The sequence below is a fragment of the Rhabdonatronobacter sediminivivens genome (genome assembly GCF_013415485.1).
In the GTDB taxonomy this organism is placed as follows: domain Bacteria; phylum Pseudomonadota; class Alphaproteobacteria; order Rhodobacterales; family Rhodobacteraceae; genus Rhabdonatronobacter; species Rhabdonatronobacter sediminivivens.
Window position 1 is genome coordinate 1 of sequence record NZ_JACBXS010000026.1, and the last position, 16,361, is coordinate 16,361.

The 16,361-nt window shown below is 66.0% G+C and carries 13 protein-coding genes, 2 tRNA genes and 1 pseudogene; 11 read left to right on the top strand and 5 right to left on the bottom strand.

Annotation, left to right across the window (positions count from 1 at the left end; translation table 11 throughout):
* Both HUK65_RS12525 and HUK65_RS12530 read left to right on the top strand, forming a co-directional pair.
* Nucleotides 1-265, top strand: a pseudogene (locus tag HUK65_RS12525) (hypothetical protein); the annotation flags it as partial.
* Complete coding sequence (locus tag HUK65_RS12530; protein ID WP_179906616.1) at nt 265-486, top strand: hypothetical protein; 222 nt, start codon at nt 265-267, stop codon at nt 484-486. The pseudogene HUK65_RS12525 and the gene HUK65_RS12530, both read left to right, overlap by 1 nt.
* A gap of 136 nt (nt 487-622) precedes the next feature.
* Here the strand turns inward: HUK65_RS12530 and HUK65_RS12535 are convergent.
* A tRNA-Ser gene (locus tag HUK65_RS12535) sits at nt 623-712 on the bottom strand.
* Between the two features lie 120 nt (nt 713-832).
* On the opposite strand from HUK65_RS12535, the gene HUK65_RS12540 reads away from it, so the two are divergent.
* The 4 genes from HUK65_RS12540 (at nt 833) to HUK65_RS12555 (ending at nt 7,489) form a co-directional block, all read left to right on the top strand.
* On the top strand, nt 833-1,696 hold the full coding sequence (locus tag HUK65_RS12540) for a hypothetical protein (RefSeq protein ID WP_179906617.1): 864 nt from the start codon (nt 833-835) through the stop codon (nt 1,694-1,696).
* Between the two features lie 121 nt (nt 1,697-1,817).
* The gene (gene fabD / locus HUK65_RS12545; RefSeq protein ID WP_179906618.1) at nt 1,818-2,768 is read left to right on the top strand and encodes an ACP S-malonyltransferase; all 951 of its coding nucleotides are present in this window, start codon (nt 1,818-1,820) and stop codon (nt 2,766-2,768) included.
* Nucleotides 2,769-3,269: 501 nt separating this feature from the next.
* Complete coding sequence (locus HUK65_RS12550; protein ID WP_179906619.1) at nt 3,270-6,920, top strand: vitamin B12-dependent ribonucleotide reductase; 3,651 nt, start codon at nt 3,270-3,272, stop codon at nt 6,918-6,920.
* Nucleotides 6,921-6,955: 35 nt separating this feature from the next.
* Nucleotides 6,956-7,489 (top strand): ImmA/IrrE family metallo-endopeptidase, encoded by a 534-nt coding sequence (locus tag HUK65_RS12555; RefSeq protein ID WP_179906620.1) that lies wholly within the window; start codon nt 6,956-6,958, stop codon nt 7,487-7,489.
* 522 nt (nt 7,490-8,011) lie between these two features.
* Here the strand turns inward: HUK65_RS12555 and HUK65_RS12560 are convergent.
* From HUK65_RS12560 to HUK65_RS12575, 4 genes are all read right to left on the bottom strand, one after another.
* A tRNA-Thr gene (locus tag HUK65_RS12560) sits at nt 8,012-8,087 on the bottom strand.
* 210 nt (nt 8,088-8,297) lie between these two features.
* On the bottom strand, nt 8,298-9,773 hold the full coding sequence (locus tag HUK65_RS12565) for a heme biosynthesis protein HemY (protein ID WP_179906621.1): 1,476 nt from the start codon (nt 9,771-9,773) through the stop codon (nt 8,298-8,300).
* Nucleotides 9,774-9,783: 10 nt separating this feature from the next.
* A complete protein-coding gene (locus tag HUK65_RS12570; RefSeq protein ID WP_179906622.1) occupies nt 9,784-11,628 on the bottom strand; it encodes a hypothetical protein in 1,845 nt (614 codons plus the stop codon).
* 59 nt (nt 11,629-11,687) lie between these two features.
* Nucleotides 11,688-12,440 (bottom strand): uroporphyrinogen-III synthase, encoded by a 753-nt coding sequence (locus HUK65_RS12575; protein ID WP_179906623.1) that lies wholly within the window; start codon nt 12,438-12,440, stop codon nt 11,688-11,690.
* Between the two features lie 85 nt (nt 12,441-12,525).
* Here HUK65_RS12575 and tsaD point away from each other — a divergent pair, with 85 nt between their 5' ends.
* The 5 genes from tsaD to HUK65_RS12600 all read left to right on the top strand — a co-directional run bounded on the left by tsaD (nt 12,526) and on the right by HUK65_RS12600 (nt 16,180).
* Nucleotides 12,526-13,617 carry a tRNA (adenosine(37)-N6)-threonylcarbamoyltransferase complex transferase subunit TsaD gene (gene tsaD / locus HUK65_RS12580; protein WP_179906624.1) on the top strand — a complete coding sequence of 364 codons (1,092 nt, stop codon included), beginning with the start codon at nt 12,526-12,528 and terminating at the stop codon, nt 13,615-13,617.
* Nucleotides 13,614-14,573 carry an NAD(P)H-dependent glycerol-3-phosphate dehydrogenase gene (locus HUK65_RS12585; protein ID WP_179906625.1) on the top strand — a complete coding sequence of 320 codons (960 nt, stop codon included), beginning with the start codon at nt 13,614-13,616 and terminating at the stop codon, nt 14,571-14,573. The genes tsaD and HUK65_RS12585 overlap by 4 nt, the downstream gene beginning before the upstream one ends.
* 1 nt (nt 14,574) lies before the next feature.
* Complete coding sequence (locus tag HUK65_RS12590) at nt 14,575-14,850, top strand: YciI family protein (RefSeq protein ID WP_179906626.1); 276 nt, start codon at nt 14,575-14,577, stop codon at nt 14,848-14,850.
* Nucleotides 14,850-15,278, top strand: coding sequence for an EVE domain-containing protein (locus tag HUK65_RS12595; protein WP_179906627.1), 429 nt, complete (start codon nt 14,850-14,852; stop codon nt 15,276-15,278). The genes HUK65_RS12590 and HUK65_RS12595 overlap by 1 nt, the downstream gene beginning before the upstream one ends.
* A 134-nt stretch (nt 15,279-15,412) precedes the next feature.
* On the top strand, nt 15,413-16,180 hold the full coding sequence (locus tag HUK65_RS12600) for a hypothetical protein (protein WP_179906628.1): 768 nt from the start codon (nt 15,413-15,415) through the stop codon (nt 16,178-16,180).
* The last annotated feature ends 181 nt before the right edge of the window (nt 16,181-16,361 follow it).

The following is a 16,361-nucleotide window of genomic DNA, read 5'->3' on the forward strand; positions in this document are numbered from 1 at the left end:
ACACCCCGAGCCTACGGCTCAGGGAGAGCAACGCCACCCTTCATCCCAAAAAGTTCAACATCGACCGGGACATTCCCTGTTCGAAATCAGGCTGCCACGCACCGACGAAACCGACGCCTTGCTGGAGGATGCGGGCATTGAAACACTCGAATACAGCACGCGCTGGGCGCGCTACCGTATCCGCGTGACCGATAAGGACCTCAAGACGCACACGGATCTGTTCAAGAGATTGATCGGTGAAGCCCGTGACCGGCGCGAGGGGTGATGGCGCGCAACTTCAAGACTCAGCTTGCAGGGCAGATCGGCGAGAGCCTTGTCGTGGCAGAGCTTGGGCGGTGCGGCATTGTCGCGAACACTTTGGCAGGCAATGTTCCGGATATTGATCTTCTCGCCTATCGCACGACGATCTATGGCGCGCCGCGGGCATGTCTGCGATCTCTTCACCGAAGAGGAATGCTACAACTTCTTCAAGGCGGCGGGTTATGAAACCGATTGAGCGCAACACGCTCTAGCTTCCGTCCACGTCCGCCTGATTCCGAGACAAGCCTTGTCGAGGTGGGGGATATGTTGGGGGCAAGATTTTCAGCTTTTGCAATGAAAGCAAGTGGTTAGGACACCGAAATGGCGGAGAGACAGGGATTCGAACCCTGGGACCCCGTAAAGGGTCAACGGTTTTCGAGACCGCCCCGTTCGACCACTCCGGCACCTCTCCGATCCGGCGCGTCGATAAATGGGAACCGGTCCGGGTGCAAGGGGAATTTTGCAGGTTCCTTCGGCGCAACGCAGGTCCTACTCTGAGGCCCTGGGTTTGGCGAGACTGGAGGCGCACGCCATGGGATGCATCAGGGGAGGTAGCCGGGCAACTGCGCTGACCTTGGCTCTTGGCTTCGTGCTGCTGCTCATGGCAGCCTCGATGGCGCGGAGCGATGAGCGGCTGGACATCGAAGCCCTGTCCTCGGCCTATCGCCTGCCTGCACTTTTCGAGGCGATCGCGCTGGAGGGGCGCGATGCGGCCGACGCCATTTCCGAGGAGGTTTTGCAGGGGCAGGGTGGGGCCTCGTGGAGGCGGGCGATCGATGATCTCTATGATCCCGACCGCATGCTGGAGCGCTTCCTGGGCGTGCTTCACGCGGACCTAGAAGACCGCGCCGAGGTGCATCTTGCAGCCATGGAGTTCGCGCTTCGGCCCGAGGGTGCCGCAGTCATTACCACCGAACTCCGCGTCCGTGTCGAGCTTCGTGCCGAAGGCGCGGAACAAGCGATGCAGGCGGCCCTTGAGCAGGCACGCCGCAACGAAAGCGCCGATCTGGCCTTCGTGCGTGAGCGGATCCGGGTGAACAACCTGATAGAGCAGAATGTCTCGCTGGGGTTGAACGGGTCGCTGGCCTATTTCAGCGGGTTCATGGCGGCAGCGCCGCCGGGCATGGGGCTTTCGGAGGGTCAGATCGCCGCCGAGGTCTGGGGGCAGGAAGAAGAGATTCGCGCGGAAACCGTTGACTGGCTTGAAGGCTACCTTCTGCGCGCCTATTCCACGCTCAGCGACGAGGCGCGTGCGGCGTTGATGGCGCATGCGCGTTCGGCCGAGGGGGATGCCTTCAACACAGCCATGTTCCGCGCCTATGAAGTGACCTTTGCCGAATTGTCCGAGGCGTTGGGGAGCGCCGTCGGGCGTGCGCTGCAGATGCGCGAGCTTTAGCGGCACCGCCGCGGGGGATCGCAGGACTGGCAAAGCGGGTTTCCGCGCCGCCTTCGGGGCGCTATAGCTGCAACCGCCGCCCGCGCCTGGGCGGGGATCATCGCCGCAAGGAGGGGACAGAATGAGCCTGGCATTGGTATTTCCGGGGCAGGGGGCACAGACCATCGGCATGGGGCGGGCGCTGGCCGATAGCAGCCCCGCCGCGCGGGCGGTGTTTCAGGAGGTCGATGATGCCCTGGGTGAGGCGCTCTCGGCCCTTATCTGGAAGGGTGATATCGCCGAACTGACCCTGACCGCCAATGCCCAGCCTGCGTTGATGGCGACCAGCATGGCGACCCTGCGCGCGCTGGAGGCCGAGGGTTTCGACATCCGGCAGGCGGCATTCGTGGCCGGGCATTCGCTGGGCGAATACTCGGCCCTGGCCGCGGCCGGTGCGCTGAGCCTTGGCGACACGGCGCGTCTGTTGCGCATCCGTGGCCGCGCCATGCAGGAGGCTGTGCCCGTGGGGCAGGGCGCCATGGCGGCGCTGCTGGGGCTGGATTTCGGCTCTGCCAGCGAAATCGCCGCCGAAGCGGCGCAGGGTCAGATCTGCCAGGCGGCCAATGACAACGATCCCGCCCAGGTGGTGGTCTCGGGTGACAAGGCGGCGGTCGAACGTGCGGTGGAACTGGCCAAGGCCCGGGGCGCGCGGCGAGCGGTGCTGCTGCCGGTGTCCGCCCCCTTCCATTGCGCCCTGATGCAACCCGCCGCCGATGCCATGGCCGCGGCGCTCGCCGATGTTGCCGTAAAGGCCCCCGCCGTGCCGCTGGTGGCCAATGTCCGGGCCGAGGCCGTGAGCGACCCGGATACGATTCGCCGCCTGCTGGTGGAGCAGGTGACAGGATCGGTGCGCTGGCGCGAATCGATGGTCTGGATGACCGGGCAGGGCGTGACGCAGTTCTGGGAGGTCGGCGCGGGCAAGGCGCTTTCGGGCATGATCAAGCGCGTGGCCAAGGGGGCCGAGACCCGCGCCATCGCCAGCCCCGAAGATGTCGCCGGGGCCATGGACTCCCTGTCCGGGGACAGTGCCTGATTCCCGGGACCCCTGCCTGGCGCCTTGACTGTGACATGAAGGTAACGGCGCACGGCTCAACTCCGTGCGCCGGGGCCTGTTTATGCCCCTTTAACCACTTTGTCAGGATGCGGGGGCATCTCTCTTTCGCATGGGGAAAATTCGGTTTCGCGGCGCGGGGCCGGGCGCGCGCAGGGTGTTCCGGCGCGGTGTGGTGCCGGGATGACTGCCCGGAGGTCAAGCCCAATATCAGGGGCAGACTCGTAAAAAAGAGATTGACGACCGCGTGCAAAATCCCCCAATTAGTATGGCGCCGCAGGGGGTCACACTAGATGTAGTTCGTGACCCGCCGGGGCAGGGAGACAGCAACCCACAAGATGACAGGGCGCTTTCGCAGCGCGCTGCCCATGCGCCACAGGCAACTGTGGCGCGTCCGTTTCTGCTGACCCTGTGACCGGCCTGCGTTGCGCGGGACGTCAAGAACGCCGGACAGGCCCGGCACAGGCAGAAGGGGACAGGAACGTGAAGATCGAGCGCAGATTCACCACCGCAGGCCAGGACGCATATGCGGCGCTGGAATTCACCACCACCGTATCGGAAATCCGCAACCCGGACGGCACAGTGGTTTTCCGCAACGATGCCGTGGAAGTGCCCAAGGGCTGGAGCCAAGTGGCTTCGGACGTGATTGCGCAGAAGTATTTTCGCAAGGCCGGTGTGCCCGCGCGGCTGAAAAAGGTGCGCGAGAAGGGCGTGCCAGAGTTCCTGTGGCGCTCGGTCGCGGATGAGGCTGCGCTGGCCGAACTGCCTGAGGACGCGCGCAGCACGGGCGAAAGCTCGGCCCGGCAAGTGTTCGACCGGCTGGCCGGTGCCTGGGCCTATTGGGGCTGGAAGGGTGGGTATTTCACCGACGAATCCGATGCCCGCGCCTATTTCGACGAGATGCGCTACATGCTGGCCGCGCAGATGGCGGCCCCCAACAGCCCGCAGTGGTTCAACACCGGGCTGCACTGGGCCTATGGCATCGACGGGCCGGGGCAGGGGCATTTCTACGTGGACCCGTTCACCCACAAGCTTGTGGCCTCGAAATCCGCCTATGAGCACCCCCAGCCGCATGCCTGTTTCATCCAGAGCGTCAGCGATGATCTGGTCAATGACGGCGGCATCATGGACCTCTGGGTGCGCGAGGCGCGCCTGTTCAAGTATGGTTCCGGCACCGGGACCAATTTCAGCTCACTGCGTGGTGAAGGTGAGAAACTGTCGGGCGGCGGTAAATCCTCCGGGTTGATGGGTTTCCTGAAGATCGGTGATCGGGCTGCTGGCGCGATCAAGTCGGGCGGGACCACGCGCCGCGCGGCCAAGATGGTCATTTGTGACATGGACCATCCCGATATCGAGGAATTCATCAACTGGAAGGTGATCGAAGAACAAAAGGTCGCCTCTCTTGTTGCCGGCTCCAAACTGCACGAAGCGCGCCTGAACGAGATATTCGGCGCGATCCGGGCATGGGATGGCAGCACGGAGGATGCCGTTGATCCGACGAAGAACCCCGCGCTGAAAGCCGCGATCAAGGCCGCCAAGAAGGCCATGATCCCCGAAACCTATGTCGGCCGCGTGCTGCAATACGCCCGGCAAGGCTATGACAGCATTGAATTTCCCACCTATGACACCGATTGGGACTCCGAGGCCTATGTGACCGTTTCGGGGCAGAACTCCAACAACTCGGTCCGGGTGACGGATGCCTTCCTGCAGGCGGTCAAGGAGGATGCGGATTGGGAGCTGCTGCGCCGCACCGATGGCAAGGTCGCCAAGACCGTCAAGGCGCGCGAGCTGTGGGATCAGGTCGGCCACGCCGCCTGGGCCTGCGCTGACCCCGGCATCCAGTTCCATGATACGGTGAACGCCTGGCACACCTGCCCGGCGGATGGCGCCATCCGCGGCTCCAACCCCTGCAGCGAATACATGTTCCTGGATGACACGGCCTGCAACCTGGCCTCGATGAACCTGTTGAAATTCTATGATGGCAAGGCGTTTGACGGCGAAGCCTATACCCACGCCACCCGGCTCTGGACCGTGACGCTGGAAATCAGCGTGATGATGGCGCAGTTCCCATCGAAGGAGATCGCGCGGCGCTCTTACGAGTTCCGCACCCTTGGGCTTGGCTATGCCAATATCGGCGGACTGCTGATGAACATGGGGCTGGGCTACGATTCGCCCGAGGGCCGCGCGCTCTGCGGGGCGCTGACCGCGCTGATGACCGGGGTGAGCTATGCCACCTCGGCCGAGATGGCGGGCGAACTGGGCGCCTTCCCGGGCTATGCCAGGAACGCCGATCACATGCTGCGCGTGATCCGCAACCATCGCCGCGCCGCCCACGGCGCCACCGACTATGAGGGCGTCAACGTCCCCCCCGTGGCGCTGGATGCCGCCCACTGCCCCGACGCGCTTCTGGTGAACATGGCCCGCGCCGCCTGGGATGAGGCGCTCTCGCTGGGCGAGGCGCATGGCTACCGCAACGCGCAGGCCACGGTGATCGCGCCCACCGGCACCATCGGGCTGGTCATGGATTGCGACACCACCGGGATCGAACCTGACTTCGCGCTGGTGAAGTTCAAGAAACTGGCCGGCGGCGGCTATTTCAAGATCATCAACCAGTCGGTCCCCGCCGCCCTGCGCAAGATGGGCTACCCCGAAGCCGAGATCGCCGAGATCATCGCTCATGCCGTGGGCCATGGCAGCCTGGGCCAGGCGCCGGGGATCAACCACACATCGCTGGTGGGCCACGGCTTCGGCCCCGAGGAGCTGAAGAAGGTCGAGGCTGCCCTGCCCGCCGCCTTCGACATCCGCTTCGTCTTCAACCAGTGGACCCTGGGTGAGGATTTCTGCCGCGACACGCTGGGCATCCCGGCGGCGCAGCTGGATGATCCGGGCTTTGACCTGCTGCGCCATCTGGGCTTCACCCGCGCCCAGGTCGAGGCCGCCAACGACCATGTCTGCGGCACCATGACCCTGGAAGGCGCACCACACCTGAAGCCCGAACATTACAGCGTCTTCGACTGCGCCAACCCCTGCGGCAAGAAGGGCACGCGCTTTCTGTCGGTGGACAGCCACATCCACATGATGGCCGCGGCGCAGAGCTTCATCTCGGGGGCGATCTCCAAGACGATCAACATGCCGAATTCGGCTTCGATCGAAGAAACGCTGGCCGCGTACGAACTCAGCCACTCGCTGGGGATCAAGGCCAACGCGCTTTACCGCGACGGGTCCAAACTGTCGCAGCCGCTGGCCGCCGCCCTGATCGAGGATGACGAGGAGGCCGAAGAGATCTTCGAGACCGGCACGCCACAGGAAAAGGCGCAGGTGCTGGCCGAGAAGATCGTGGAGAAGGTCATCGTCAAGGAGGTCGTCCGCCGCCACCGTGACAAGCTGCCCGAACGGCGCAAGGGCTACACCCAGAAAGCCATCGTCGGCGGCCACAAGGTCTATCTGCGCACCGGCGAATATGGCGACGGCAAGCTGGGCGAGATCTTCATCGACATGCACAAGGAAGGTGCGGGCTTCCGCGCGATGATGAACAATTTCGCCATCGCCGTGTCCATGGGCCTGCAATATGGCGTGCCGCTGGAGGAATTCGTGGACGCCTTCACCTTCACCCGGTTCGAACCGGCGGGGATGGTGCAGGGGAATGACAGCATCAAGAACGCCACCTCGATCCTGGATTACATCTTCCGCGAACTGGCGGTGAGCTATCTGGACCGCACCGATCTGGCCCATGTCAAACCCACCGGCACCAGCTTCGACGACCTGGGCGCGGGCGAGAAGGAGGGCCAGCGCAACGTGGCCGATGTCAGCGACGAGGCTGCCAACCGCGGGCTGGAAGTGCTGCGCCAGATCAGCTCCTCGGGCTATCTGCGCAAGCGGATGCCGCAGGAGCTGATGGTGCTGCAGGGCGGCCAGGCCGCCGGTTTCTTCAGCGAGGGCGCCGCCACCTACAAGGTCGCCGCCGCGACCGAGGTGAGCGAGACCCTCAGTGTCGCAACCCTGGACCCCCGCGCCAAGGCCCGGATGCAAGGCTATGAAGGCGACCCCTGCGGCGAATGCGGCAACTACACGCTGGTGCGCAACGGCACCTGCATGAAGTGCAACACCTGCGGGTCAACGAGCGGGTGTAGCTGAGGAGAAAGTCGGGTGCGTTTGGAGGGAACCAAGCCATGACGATATTATCGCTTAATCGGTTCTTTGAGCGTGCCCGACTCCCCGAATCTCATCGAAAGCAGTTTCGAAACTTTAATTTTGGGATGTGTGGTCGCGAGGCGCCGCCTTCGGTTCGAGAGCTGGCACTTTCCCTCGGTTTCGACATCGCAGAAGTTCAAATGCGCCAAAAGGATCGGGGGAGACTTGTCCGCGATCCTTTCTCCCGCAATGGTTATTTGATTGAGGTCAATCAGAGCGACGACGTATGTACGCGCCGATGGACTGTATTGCATGAGATCGCCCACGCTTACCTACATCAGAGTGATAACCTGCTTGCTGGCCCAAAGTATCGAGCGGGCTTCGTGCATTTCTACGATGAAGAAGAGCGCCGAGAAGAACGAGAAGCAAATTTGGTCGTTGAAGCCATCGTTTTTGGAGAGGGAGCATTGGACGGTGCGATTGGTTTGTACGGGCGCGATGAAAGATCCCTTTGTCGGCATTTTGGCGTTAACCCCATGCCTTTGAATATTGCGTTGCAAAAGCTGCCCTGACCTGTGGCGGCGGCGAATGCGGCAACTACACGCTGGTACGCAACGGCACCTGCATGAAGTGCAACACCTGCGGGTCAACGAGTGGGTGTAGGTGAAGCCAGGGACAGGTCGCCGGGCAATGTCCGGCGGATGTCGCTCTGACGAAACCATCCGGCAGCAGAGGTCCCCCGAGGCAACCAGTGCGTTTGTCTCGGGGGACTTTGGTTGTGATCAGATCCGGTTGAAAGGCATTGAGTCCGCTCGGCCCCCCATGCTTGGATCGGCGTGCCTGCCTGTGGTCGACCGCGCATGTCGGCCGGGCGGGATTGGACATCCTGCTACCTCAGGCACTGTCATGGCCGCAGGCGGGTCATCGTTCAGGCCGGCATCCAACTGGGCTGGTACCGAATCGAACGACACCTGTGCCTTTGGCGCTCCCCGCTGCAGGACGCGCAGGCCTCTGTCCGAATGCACATGTCCGACGCCTCAGAGCGGCAGCGAGCTATGCGGGAAGGGTACTCTAGGGAGGGGGTTGAAGAAGACTGGTGCCGCTGAAGGGACTCGAACCCCCGACCCCATCATTACGAATGACGTGCTCTACCAGCTGAGCTACAGCGGCAATCCTTCTTCCGAGCGAGGCTCTACTATGGCGCTTCGAGTTGCACAAGCCCCTATCCAATGCATGGAGTTCATTCGGCTTTGTCCCGAAGCCAGGGGCCGTCGATGCAGATGATGGCCCGCGTGTTTTCCGGCTGATCTTGACAGTCAGGCCAACAACAATGCGGCGCCCGGGGCGAATGCCCTCCCCCGGGCAGGGGGAGGGGCAGGGTCATTTCTCGGCTTTCTCGTCTTCCTTGCCGTCTTCGGTGATATCGATCACCTCGGCATCCGTGGTGCTGTCAGGCGCCTGGTCCTCGGCGGGTTTCGACGGGGTGCCGACGATCAGGGGCAGCATTTCCGTTCGGGTCGGGGAACTGCCAGAGCTGTCTGGCGGCGTGTCCCATGCCACGGTGTCAAACCCGTCGCAATTGTCGCAGATGGCCACCCAGGTGCCGTGGATATGCTGACAGTTCGAGCAGACCCATTGCGGCCCGCGCGAAACCGTGAGCGCCCGGGTCAGCCAGCCGCGAACCACGGCGTCATCCGACCCTTCGCCGCGCTCGATGGCGGCCATGATGGTCATGGCGCGCGCGGTGGGGCGGGCCTCGGCCAGATCCCCCAGAGCGCGGCGGGCGCCGGGGAAATCCTCGGCGGCGATCAGCAGCTCTGCCTTGGTCAGGCGGGTTTCGTCATGGTCCGAGTTGGCCGAGAACAGCGCCTCGAAACGCTTCACGCGCTGCGCCGGAGTTTCCTTCGGTTCGATCTCGGCATAGGCGGCGGCCAGTTCGGGATGCGGCTGCACGGCCCAGGCCTTCTTAATCACCTTGGCGGCGGCGCGGGCGCTGTTTTCGGCGATCTTGGCCCGGGCGGCCATGGCGGCGGCGGGGATCAGGTCCGGCGACAGGCGGTTGGCCTCGATGGCAGCCTCGCGCATGCGGATTTCATTGCCGCTGGCGGCATGGGCGCGGGCCTCCTGCAGGGCCAGCACGGCATCGCGGCGCTTGTAGACATCACGCGGGAGGGTTCCGGCACGGGTCTTTTCCTGAAGCGTCTTGCGCGCCCCACGCCAGTCGCCGGTCTGGTTCTGCAGTTTCAGAAGGGTATCCTGGGTATCCGCATGGGTCGGTCGCAGGGCAAAGGCCTTTTGCGCCAGTTTCAGCGCGGTGTCGGTGTCGCCTTCCTCGATCTTCTGGCGCAGCAGGCCGCGCACCCCGGCAAAACGGCCGCGCTCATCGGTCACCAGGCGCTTGTAGTACTCCTTGGCCTGGTCGCGGTTGCCCTTCAACTCCGAGGCCTGGGCGATCAGAAGGTTGGTCAGCACCGGCTTGTTGAGCAGCTTTTCCGCTTTCTGCGCCTTGGCCACCGCGCGTTTGCCGTCGCCTTCGGCCAGGGCCAGCAGCCCGTCGATGGTGGCTTCGATCCCGCGCTTTTCGCGGTTGATCATGAAGAACCGGCTTATCGCCGTTTCATCGCCATTCAGAAACCGAAGTGTCGCCATCAGGAAGGCCATCACCTTGATGAACAGCCACAGCGCGAAAATGAAGACCAGCAGCGCAATCGCCGCCTGAACCGGCCCCAGCTCGAACTCCATCGCTGCTAGCCGCAGACCCACGGTCTGACCCGAGTCCATGAGCTCGCCCGCGCCAAAGGCGATAGCGACCACCAGCAGGACAAAAACCAGGATTTTCAAAAGCGTCCAGAACATTGTTTATCCCTTATCCGGCGGTCATGGTTTGCTTCAGCGCGTCGAGCCCGGCAATCGCGTCCAAGCGCGTGCGCGCCGCGGAGATCCAGTCCGACATGGCCGCCCGGCCTGCTTCGGGCAGGGCCTCCAGTTCCTGGAGGGCCGCGTTCAGATCGCCTGTTTCGACCGCATGCGTGGCGCGGGACATCACGGCATCCGGGTCATCGCCCGCGCGCGGGGCCAGGGAGCGGGCGCCGATCTGGCTGCGCAGGAAGCTGCCGATCCGGTCGGTTGTCCCTTCGTAATCCATGCCCTGCAACGCGGCGCGCAGCCCGGCGCGTGATGCGCTGCCGAAATCCTCCTGCAGCTCGGTCAGGGTGGCAATGCCGTCTGCGGCACCCGCATGCAATGCCGCGGGGATGTCATCGGCGACCGCTTCGACCCGCGCCAGCGCTGCCGCGTAGCTGCTGCCTGATTGCAGGGCGGCTTCGATCGTATCGAGGGCGGCAATCGCCTCGGCGCGTGCGGCGCGCTGGTCCGCCTCGGCTGCAGCGGCTGCAGCGGCGGCCTGAACATCCTCGATCCGGGCGTCGGCAAGGGCGCGGACATCGTCGATATCGGCCTGCAGGGCTTCCTGGGCGGCCTGAATTGCGGCCACCCGGACCGAAAGCGCGGACAATGACTGGTCCATCGTTTCACCCTGTGCGGCCAGACTGTCGGTCGCCGTGTCCAGCCCGGCAATCGACTCCTCGGCCCGTTCCAGCCGTTGCAACAGGCTTCCCATGGCCTGCCCGATCTCGCGCGCTTCGCCGCGCGCGGCGTCCAGTTCGGCCAGATTGTCGCTGACCGAGGCGCGCAGATCCTCGAAACCGTCAGCGGTCTCGGCGATCTGGGTCTGCAGGCTGTCGATGGCGGTGGAGAATTCTTCCGGGGCAACACTCTCCCGGTCGGCCTCGGCGGCGAGTTGTTCTTGCAGCGTGGCCAGATCGGCACGCAGGGAGTCAAGACGGGCGTCCTGCGCGCTCAGGTCAACCTCGGGGCCCATGTCGATCCAGCCCTGATCGGCGGCATACCAGGTGGCGCCGGCGCCCAGACCTGCAGCGACAATGCCGCCGAGGAACATCGGAAAGGCGCTGCGCCGGGGCGGCGGCGCGGTGGGGGCGCTGTCGCGCGGCGGGGGGGCGTCGCTGGCGGATGTCCCCGTGGACTGGGGCGAGGCGGTGGCGGTCGCCGCGCCCGCAGCCGCCATCCCGGCAGCGGCGGGGACGGCGGCTGCCATAAGTGCATCGCTCCGGGTTTCCGTGTCGGCGTCGTCGCTGTGGGTTGCGTCGCCTGCAGCGGCATCGTCGGTTATGGCGGTATCTTCGGGTTCCGGCAGGGCCTCGGCGGTCTCGGCTGCGGTGCCCTTCGCTTCGGGCGCGTCACCCTCGGGTGTGGTGCCAGCGACCTCGGCAGACAGCGTTTCATCGGCACTTGCCGCCATCGGCGCGGCGATCTCATCCGGGGGGGAGGGCGTCTCCGTGGCCGTGTCTGCGGTGCTGTTCCCGCTGTCTTCCGGCGCCGCGTGCTCGGGTGCAGCCTCCTCGGGTGCCGCGCCCTCTGGCGTAGCCTCCCCGGGTGCCGTGTCTCCGGGTGTCGTGCCCTCGGGTGCGGTGTCCGCGGGTGTCGTGTCCTCAGGCTTGGGCGCCTCGTCGGTCGCGCTGCTTTCGGGCGCAGGGGGCGGGGCGTCGCTCCCGGGGTGTGGCGTGTCCTGTTCCAGAGCCGGGGCGGTCGGGTCCTTGGTATCCTTGGCGGCGTCTTCGGGCGGGGCCGTGTCGCCTTTTGCCGTCTGATTGTTCCTGCTCGACTGCCGTGTCGGTCTGGTCTTTCGGGCCACTGAGACGCTCCTGCCGATTCTGGGTGCGGAGATTAATCCGACAATTTGCCAGAGGCAGCTTATCGTGGGTTCGGATCAGTCTCAAGCGCGTGTATGACCTCTGCAATCCGTGCGATCACGGCCTGTGCATCCGGTTTTGCCGCAATTTTAAGCGTTTCGGGGTGCGTTTCTTCCAGCGGTTGTGCGGCGGCGGCGCTGATGGCGACCGGATGCAGACGCGCCTGCACGGCAATCCTGTGCAGCGCAGCGGCGAAAAGCCGCGCAGTTCTGGGGGAAAACAGCGGCGCAATCACATCGCCGGGGCGTTCCAGCAGCGCCTGGGCTGCAGGGTCCAGGGGCCGGGCCTCCTGATCATAGACGACCTGTTCCCGCGCGGCGATCCCTGCCGCGCGCAGGTCGCTGGCAATGGCGCGGGCGGCATGCTGGCCGCGCAGATGCAGAAGCGGCCCGGGCGAGGCCATGCGCTGCAAAAGCGCCAGCAGGGACTGGGCATCGCCCCCGGCCACATGCAGCGTGGTGAACCCCGCGTCACGGGCCGCCTGCGCCGTGCGCGGCCCCACGCACCATGCGGGCAGGGCGCGCTCCGGACACCCGGCCGCGAATCCCGCCACCCCGTTTTCCGAGGTGAAGATCAGCCCGGCGGCCTCGTCGGCGACATCCGGGCGGGGGGGATGCAGGGCGATCTCCAGCAGCGGGGAAATGGTCACGCCCAGGCCGGGCCAGCGCGCGCGGATCTGCGTGGCAAGGCGCTCTGCCTGCGCGCGTGGGCGGGTCAGCAGCAGATGCGGCACAGAGCGGGCAGGTGGCGGCATTGACGGGGTCCGGGTCCGGGCGGCATTGTCTGGCCGCGCCCACGGTGGTAGCTGGAAGAGCGCCCCCTTGGCAACCGGACCCGCCATGCCCCTGACCGTTCTTGGTATCGAAAGCAGCTGCGATGACACCGCCGCCGCAATTGTGCGTGATGTCGAAGGGCAGACGCCGCAGATCCTGTCGAATGTGGTGATGGGGCAGGGCGCCTTGCATGCCGCCTATGGCGGTGTAGTGCCGGAGATCGCCGCCCGTGCCCATGCCGAAAAGCTGGATCTGGTGGTTGAGGCCGCCCTGGCCGAGGCCGGGCTGGAGCTGCGCGCGCTGGACGGGATTGCGGTGACCTCCGGGCCCGGTCTGATCGGCGGTGTGCTGGCCGGGGTGATGCTGGCCCGGGGGCTGGCGGCGGCCACGGGGCTGCCGCTGATGGGCGTGAACCATCTGGCTGGGCACGCGCTGACGCCGCGCCTGACCGACGGGCTGGCCTTTCCCTATCTGATGCTGCTGGTTTCGGGGGGGCATTGCCAGTTTCTGGTGGTGCGCGGGGTGGATGACTACGTCCGCCTGGGCGGCACCATCGATGACGCGCCCGGCGAGGCCTTCGACAAGGTCGCCCGCCTGCTGGCCCTGCCGCAACCCGGCGGCCCCTCGGTCGAGGCGACGGCCGCCACCGGCGACCCCGCGCGCTTCTCCCTGCCGCGCCCGTTGCTGGACCGGCCCGGCTGTGATCTGTCGTTTTCGGGGTTGAAAACCGCAGTGCTGCGCGCCCGCGATGCGCTGGTGGCTGCCCATGCCGGGCTGCCCCGTGCCGACCGTGCCGACCTCTGTGCCAGCTTTCAGGCCGCGGTGACCGATGTGCTGGCGGAAAAGGCCCGCCGGGCGCTGGCGACCTATATGGCCCTGGCGCCCGCACAGCCGGCTTTTGCCGTGGCCGGGGGCGTGGCTGCGAACCAGACCCTGCGCGCGGCGCTGGAAGGGGTGGCAGCGCAGGCGGGCGCGCGATTCGTGGCGCCGCCGCTGGCGCTGTGCACCGACAACGCGGCGATGATCGCCTGGGCGGGGATCGAACGTTTCCGCGCCGGGGTTCCGCGCGATGCGGATCTGGTCGCGCGGCCGCGCTGGCCGCTGGACACACAAAGCCCCGCGCTGATCGGTGCGGGCCGCAAGGGGGCAAAGGCATGAGCGAGGTTTCCATCCTGGGTGCAGGGGCTTTCGGCACGGCGCTGGCCTGTGCGCTGTCGGACCGGGTGGTGACGCTTTGGGCGCGCGACCCTGCCGCAGCCGAGGCCATGCGCACCACGCGCGAGAACGCCCGCCGCCTGCCAGGGGTCACCCTGCGCGATACGGTGATGGTGACATCCGAACTGGGTGATGCCATGGCCCCTGTGCTGTTGCTGGCCATGCCCATGCAGAAACTGGCCGGGTTTGTCACCGACCACCAGGAAATGCTGCAGGGCCGCGCATTGGTGGTCTGCTCCAAGGGCGTGGACCTGGCCACCGGGCGCGGCCCGGCGCGGGTGATTGCCGATGCGCTGCCTCAGGCCACGGTCGCCGTGCTGACCGGGCCCAGCTTTGCCGCCGATATCGGGCGTGGGCTGCCCACGGCGCTGACGCTGGCCTGCGCCGACACCGAGGCGGGCGCGGCGCTTCAGCACGCCCTGTCCGCCCCTGCGCTGCGGCTTTACCGCACCCATGATGTGGCCGGGGCGGAACTGGGCGGGGCGCTGAAGAACGTGATCGCCATTGCCGCCGGGGTCTGCATCGGTGCGGGGCTGGGCGACAGCGCCCGCGCCGCCATCATGTCGCGCGGCTATGCGGAGATGCTGCGGTTTGCGGCCGCGCGCGGGGCAATGGCGGAAACCTTGGCGGGGCTTTCGGGGCTTGGGGATCTGGTGCTGACCTGCACATCCGAGAAATCGCGCAACTTCCGCTTTGGTCTGGCCCTGGGCGCGCAGCAGGAATTCGATGCGGGCACCACTGTCGAAGGGGTCGCCACCGCCCGCGCGCTGGCCCGCAGCGCTGCCGCCGAAGGCGTGGACATGCCCATCACCACCATGATTTCCGCCGTGATCGACGGCAAACTGACCGTGGACCAGGCGCGCGATGCACTTCTGGCCCGCCCGCTGAAGGAGGAATGACATGCCCCGTTTCATGATGATCTGCCGCGACAAGCCCGGCCATCTGGCGCTGCGCCAGCAAACCCGCGATGCGCATCTGGCCTATATCGCCGAAACCGGCGTGGTCGAACAGGCCGGACCCCTGCTGGACGATGATGAACAGATGTGCGGCTCGTTGCTGATACTGGACGTCCCGGACATCGAGGCCGCCCGCGCCTGGGGCGGCAATGACCCCTATTTCCAGGCCGGGCTGTTCGAAAGTGTCAGCGTCGAACGCTGGAAGAAGGTGATCGGCTGATGGCTTTCTGGCTGATGAAATCCGAACCCGATGTGTTCTCCTGGGAGGATCTGGTCGCCAGGGGCGACGCGGGTGAGGAATGGGACGGCGTGCGCAACTACCAGGCCCGCAACAACATGCGCGCCATGAAGCCGGGCGAACAGGCCTTTTTCTACCACTCGCGCAGCGAAAAGGCCGTGGTCGGCATCTGCGAGGTGATCGCCGAGGCCCATCCCGACAGCACCAGCGATGATCCGCGCTGGGACTGTGTGGATGTCCGCGCGCTCCGGCCCTTTGCGCAGCCGGTGACGCTGGAAATGTGCAAGGCCGACCCGCGCCTGGCCGATATGGTGCTGGTCAACAATTCGCGCCTGTCGGTCCAGCCGGTGACCCGGGCCGAATGGCAGGTGATCTGCGAACTGGGCGGTATCGCCGATACAGCAGGGTGACAGGCCCCGGGGCCGGAATTGCGCCGCACCGCTCGCATGTTTATGCCGCATTCATGCTTCACGGTTAAGGTTGCGTAACGGGGATGGCACGGCCATGCTTCCGGCGCCCCTGCCAGCCTGAAGGAGCATCAGACATGAAGAATTTTGCCCATTATCTTCGGTCCGAAATCGCGGATCTGGAAGCCGAATTGCGCGCATCGCTGACCTGGCGCCGGATCGAGGAAGCCAAGCGCCTGCTGGCGCTTTACGATGATGACGGGGCCGAGGCCGCCGGTTCCGCGCCGGACACCACCCCCGAGCCCGCCCCCGAAAAGGCCGAGGCCGAGGCGGAAGAAGAGCCTGCCTCATCCCCCGCCACCGCGGACAAGGACCCGCCCGGCACCGACCCCACGCCCGAGGCGACACCCCCGGACCAGATGACTGCCACAGGCGACCCTGCGCCCCCCGCGGCGGGCGGGGATGGGGCCGTGGCCGACAGCCCGGAGGCACGTGACGCCGCGCAGGCGGGCGATGCCATTGCGGGGCGGGTGGATACGGGCGGTGCGGAGAGCACCCCCGCAGATGCGGATGACGTTTCTGCCGCTGACCCTGCTGTCGATGCCTCCCCTGTTGCTGACCCCGCAGAAGCCGATCCGTCTGATCCGCACCCGTCCGAGGATGCCCTGCCACCCCCCCTGACGGCCCCTGCCGCCGCGGCCTCCGCTGCCGTGACCGAGCATGCGGAAACCACCAGCACGGACACCGAAAAGGATCAGTCTGCCTCCGAGGGTAGCACCACGCACAGCCCCGAGGAAGACGCGGCCAGCACCGAGAAGGGCAGTCTGGACCCTGCCTCTGACAGCGCTGCTGACCCGGAGCAACAGCCCGCCTCCAAGCCCAGCCTGTCGCGCTGGCGCTGGTAGCGCGCCGCCCCTTGCCGCGCCCGGCACACCGGGCGCGGCAATGTCATGCGCATGGGCGCAAGGGGTCCCAAGGATCATTCACGCAGAAACGGGCCGATTTCGCACTGACGCCGGTGGGTTCCCATGACCCGGGTCGCTTGGGGGTCTGCCGATTTCTGGCGGCGGGATGAAAGCCGACAGC